Origin of the sequence: Burkholderia sp. Tr-20390 (assembly GCF_017104595.1) — a bacterium.
Taxonomy (GTDB): domain Bacteria; phylum Pseudomonadota; class Gammaproteobacteria; order Burkholderiales; family Burkholderiaceae; genus Burkholderia.
In genome coordinates this window covers 1-5,662 of the sequence record NZ_JAAGPC010000328.1, presented here as the reverse complement: position 1 = coordinate 5,662, position 5,662 = coordinate 1, and the positions used below count along the sequence as shown (strand labels likewise).

Below are 5,662 nucleotides of genomic sequence, written 5' to 3'. Positions count from 1 at the left end.
CTGATCTTCTATACTCTTCACTGCACGCCTCCCTCCGAGCACCACCCCATGCCATACCCTCTTTCCCTACCCGACGCTCTTCCGATCTGCCTTCCACCGCGCCGTCCGCGATCAGCGTCTGCGCGAGCGAACGCGGCAGGCCCGACGGCCGCGTCGCGAGCAGGCGCTGCAGGTATAGCGCGCCGCCGGCCTTCGGGCCCGTGCCCGACAGCCCTTCGCCGCCGAACGGCTGCACGCCGACCACCGCGCCGATCACGTTGCGGTTCACGTAGATGTTGCCGACGTGCGCATTCGAGATCACGTGTGCGATCGTCTCGTCGATCCGCGTGTGGATGCCGAGCGTCAGGCCGTAGCCGGTCGCGCGGATCTGCTCCAGCAGCTTGTCGAGTTGGCTGCGGCGGTAACGCACCACGTGCAGTACCGGGCCGAACACCTCGCGCTTCAGCTCGTCGATGCTGCCGATCTCGATCAGCGTCGGCGGCACGAACGTGCCGTGCGCGCAGGCATCGGGCATCGGCAGCTGCGTGACGCCGTGGCCCTTGTCCTTCATTGCCGCGACGTGCGTGTCGATCGTCTGCTTCGCTTCGGCGTCGATCACCGGGCCGACGTCGGTCGACAGCCGGTCGGGATTGCCGAGCGCCAGCTCGTGCATCGCGCCCTTGAGCATCGTCAGCGTGCGGTCCGCAACGTCGTCCTGCAGACACAGAACGCGCAGCGCCGAACACCGTTGACCGGCCGAGTCGAACGACGACTGCATCACGTCCGCGACGACCTGCTCCGCGAGTGCCGACGAGTCGACGATCATCGCGTTCTGGCCGCCCGTTTCGGCGATCAGCGGAATCGGCTTGCCGTCCGGGTCGAGACGCGCGGACAGCGTCTTGTTGATCAGGCGCGCCACTTCGGTCGAGCCGGTGAACATCACCGCACGCGTACGCGCGTCGGCCACCAGCGCCGCGCCGACGGTCTCGCCCGTGCCCGGCAGCAGCTGCACCGCGCCGGCCGGCACGCCGGCCTCGCGCAGCAGGCGCACGGCCTGGGCAGCGATCAGCGGCGTCTGTTCGGCCGGCTTCGCGAGCACCGTGTTGCCGGCGGCGAGTGCCGCGGCGACCTGGCCCATGAAGATCGCGAGCGGGAAGTTCCACGGGCTGATACAGACCACGGGGCCCAGCGGGCGGTGCGTGTCGTTCGAGAATTCGTCGCGGATCTGTGCGGCGTAGTAGCGCAGGAAGTCGACCGCTTCGCGGATCTCGGCGATCGCGTTCGGCAGCGATTTGCCGGCTTCGCGCACGATCAGGCCCATCAGCGTGTGCATCTGCGCTTCGAGCAGGTCGGCCGCGCGCACCAGGCAATCGGCACGGGCATCGACCGGCGTCGCCTGCCAGATCGGCGCGGCGGCCACCGCGTGCGCGAGCGCCGCGCTCACGTGTTCGGCCGTCGCTTCGCTGACCGTGCCGACCAGGTCGCGCTGGTCGGCCGGGTTGCGCACGTCGCGGGCCGGCGCGTCGGCGAGCGTGTCGTCGGCGAGCATCGGCGCCGCGCGCCACGGGAAATGCGCACTCGCGAGCAGCGCGGACGACAGCGACGCGAGGCGGTGTTCGTTCGACAGGTCGAGGCCCATCGAGTTGGGACGCTCGTCGCCGTACAGGTTGCGCGGCAGCGGGATCTTCGTGTGCGGCGCGCCGAGCGGCACGACCTTCGATGCCTCGTCGACCGGATCGGCGACCAGTTCCTTCACCGACACGGTTTTATCCGCGATGCGGTTCACGAACGACGTGTTCGCGCCGTTCTCGAGCAGGCGGCGCACCAGGTATGCGAGCAGCGTCTCGTGCGTGCCGACCGGTGCATACACGCGGCACGGACGGTTCAGCTTGTCGCGGCCGGTGACTTCCTCGTACAGCGGCTCGCCCATCCCGTGCAGGCACTGGAACTCGTACTGGCCCGGGTAGTAATTCTGGCCCGCGAGCTGGTAGATCGCGGCCAGCGTGTACGCGTTGTGCGTCGCGAACTGCGGGTACACGGCATCCGGCGCCGCGAGCAGCTTCTTCGCGCACGCGAGGTACGACACGTCGGTGTAGATCTTGCGCGTGTAGACCGGATAGCCTTCGAGGCCGTCGACCTGCGCACGCTTGATCTCGGTATCCCAGTACGCGCCCTTCACGAGGCGGATCATCAGGCGATGGCGGCTGCGGCGCGCGAGATCGATCAGGTAGTCGATCACGAACGGGCAGCGCTTCTGGTAGCCCTGCACGACGAAGCCGATGCCGTTCCAGCCCGCGAGATCCGGATCGAAGCACAGCGCCTCGAGCAGGTCGAGCGACAGTTCGAGGCGGTCGGCCTCTTCGGCGTCGATGTTCAGGCCGATGTCGTAGCGGCGCGCGAGCAGCGCGAGCGCGCGCACGCGCGGCAGCAACTCGCTCATCGTGCGGTCCTGCTGCGAGCGCGAGTAGCGTGCGTGCAGCGCGGACAGCTTGATCGAGATGCCCGGGCCTTCGTAGATGCCGCGGCCGCCGGCCGCCTTGCCGATCGCGTGGATCGCCTGTTCGTACGATGCGTAGTAGCGCTGCGCGTCCTCTTCGGTCGTCGCCGCTTCGCCGAGCATGTCGTACGAGTAGCGGAAACCGCGCGCTTCGTACTTGCGGCTGTTCGCCAGTGCTTCGGAAATCGTTTCGCCGGTGACGAACTGCTCGCCCATCAGGCGCATCGCCATGTCGACGCCCTTGCGGATCAGCGGCTCGCCGCCGCGGCCGATCAGGCGCGTCAGCGCCGACGACAGCCCCGCTTCGCTGTTGGTCGTCACGAGCTTGCCGGTGATCATCAGCCCCCAGGTCGCCGCGTTCACGAACAGCGACGGCGCGTGGCCGACGTGCGAGCGCCAGTCGCCCTTGCTGATCTTGTCGCGGATCAGCGCATCGCGGGTTGCGCGATCGGGAATGCGCAGCAGTGCTTCGGCGAGGCACATCAGCGCGACGCCTTCCTGGCTCGACAGCGAGAATTCGTGGATCAGCCCTTCGACGCCGCCGCCCGAGCTCTTCTCGCGCAGCGCCTCGACGAGCTTCGTCGCGAGCGCCTGCACGTCCGCCTGCAGGTTCGCGGGCAGGCGCGCCTGGCCGAGCAGGAACGGCACGCATTCCGGCTCGGGGCGGCGGTACGCCGCCGTGATCGCCGCGCGCAGCACCGATTGCGGTTGCACGTTCTGCGCGAACTCGAGGAACGGATGCGGCGAGTTGTCGTCGTCGCCATCCGCCGACTGGCCGTCGGCGAGCTCCGTCACGCCGCTGTGGCCCGACAGCTCGGGCGGCAACTGGCCGTGCTCGATCCGCTCGAGATACGCGAAGATCGCCTGCTTGATCAGCCAGTGGGGAGTGCGCTCGAGACGCGCGGCGGCGTCCTTGAGGCGCGAGCGGAGAAGGTCGTCGACTTTGACGCCGAGAGTCGTGCTTGCCATGGTGGGTTCGTGCGCCGGTGCGAGCCCGGCAATGTGGTGTGAGAGGATGCGCGAAATCCTACGGCACGCAATAAAAAGGTGCAACCAAATTGCGAGATAGGTTGCACCCAGAAGTTACTCAATATAATCAGCCACTTATACGGTTGCAACCTAGGGGTTGCCCGTGGTCGGAGGATCGGTGTTTTCCCTGAGCGGGTCGGTTTGACAGGCGTGCGCAATCTTCCGCGCGGGTCGCGGCGGACGAAAACGGGTTGCACTGGGTGCGACGGGAGATGAGGCGCCCGGGCGCGGCCGGGCAGCAAGAGACGGTTCGGGGGTACCCGGCCCGGAGGTTGGGGTGCAACGCAGCGCACGCAGGACGACGGCCGCATGCCGCGCCGCCGCTCAGCTCAGATATCCAGCGGATCGACCTCGACGCTCCACCGCAGCACGCCTTTCAGTGCACGCAACTCCGGCTGCCATGCGCGCAGCGCATGCTGCAGCGCCGCCCGTGACGCGCTTTCGAGCAGCAACTGCGCGCGATGCACGTTCGCGACCTTGACGATCGTCATCGGCACCGCGTCGTAGACGGTCACGCGATCGGCGCCCGGCAGCCCCGGCAACGCGGCCGCGGCTTGCAGCAGGAACGCGAGCGCGGCGTCCAGCGTGCGCCCTTCGGCGCGCAGCAGCGCCTGGTAGACGAACGGCGGCAGGTGCGCGTCGCGGCGCTCGCCGAGCGTCGAATTCGCGAAGCCGACGTAATCCTGCCGCCCGAGCGCGTGGTACAGCGCGTGACGCGGGTAACGCGTCTGCACGAGCACCTCGCCCGGCAGCCCGGCACGCCCCGCACGGCCGCTCACCTGCATCAGTTGCGCGAACAGCCGTTCGCTCGCGCGAAAGTCATGCGAGAACAGCGCGGTATCGGCATTGAGCACGCCGACGAGCGACACGCGCTGGAAGTCGTGCCCCTTCGCGATCATCTGCGTGCCGACGAGGATATCGACCTCACCCGCGTGCACATCGGAAAAGAGCGCCTGTGCGCTGCCCTTGCGGCGCGTGCTGTCCGCGTCGATCCGCAACACGCGCGCGCCGGGCACGGCCTCGGCGAGCGCCTCCTCGATGCGTTGCGTGCCGCGCCCGAGCGGCGCGATGTCGACGTTCCCGCACTCGGGGCACGACCGCGGAATGCGCGCTTCCCAGCCGCAGTGATGGCAGCGCAACGCGTGCTCGGGCTTGTGCAGCACGACGTACGCGCTGCAGCGCGGGCAGCCGGCGACCCAGCCGCAGGCATCGCACGCGAGCTGCGGCGCATAACCGCGCCGGTTCAGGAACACGAGGCTCTGTTCGCCGCGCTCGAGCCGCGCCTTCAGCGCCGCGACGAGCGGCCCGGACAGCCCGCCCATCGACGCGCGGCCGCGCCGCCGCTCCTCTTCGAGATCGATCAGCCGCACGGTCGGCAGCGTCGCGTCGGCCACCGCGCGGCGCGACAGCGTGAGCCGCGTGTAACGGCCCTGCTCGGCCTGCCACCAGCTTTCGAGCGACGGCGTCGCCGAGCCGAGCACGACCGTGATGCCGAGCTGCTTCGCCCGCCATACGGCAAGATCGCGCGCCGAATAGCGCAGCCCTTCCTGCTGCTTGTACGCGGGCTCGTGCTCTTCATCGACGACGATCAGCGCGAGCGTCGGCATCGACGCGAGCACCGCGAGGCGCGTGCCGAGCACGATCCGCGCGCGGCCCGTATGCGCGGCGAGCCAGTTGCGCGCACGCTCGCCCTCGGCGAGCCCGCTGTGCAGCGTGACGATCGCATCGTCGGCGAGCGCCCCCGCGAAGCGCGCGCGAAACGCGGCCTCGAACTGCGGCGTCAGGTTGATTTCAGGGACGAGCACGAGCGCCTGCGCATCCGGCCGCGCATCGAGCAGCGACGCGAGCGCATGCAGATAGACCTCGGTCTTGCCGCTGCCCGTCACGCCGTGCAGCAGGAACGGCGCGAAGCCCTGCGCGGCGCGGATCGCGTCGAGCGCCTCGGCCTGCTGGTCCGTGAGCGCCGGCGGCACAGTTCGTCCACCGGCTGCCAACAGGTTATCCACAGCTTTGGGCACAGGCGCATCGGCCCAGCCGATCTCCTCGACGTCGACCCAGCCGCGCGCCGCCCAGTCGTCGAGCGTCGCCGCCGCCTTCGGGTGCAGTGCGCGCGCCTCGGGCAGCGCCAGCGAGCCGCTGTCGACCAGCGCCTGCGCG

At 69.4% G+C, this 5,662-nt stretch carries 2 protein-coding genes; both read right to left on the bottom strand.

Annotation, left to right across the window (positions count from 1 at the left end):
- Positions 1-3,445, bottom strand: a 3,445-nt coding sequence (gene putA / locus G3N98_RS38300; RefSeq protein WP_241026276.1) for a trifunctional transcriptional regulator/proline dehydrogenase/L-glutamate gamma-semialdehyde dehydrogenase, incomplete at its 3' end; no start/stop codon positions are given.
- Between the two features lie 389 nt (positions 3,446-3,834).
- Positions 3,835-5,662 (bottom strand): primosomal protein N' (locus G3N98_RS38295; protein WP_206151030.1); only part of this gene is annotated, 1,828 nt, incomplete at its 5' end.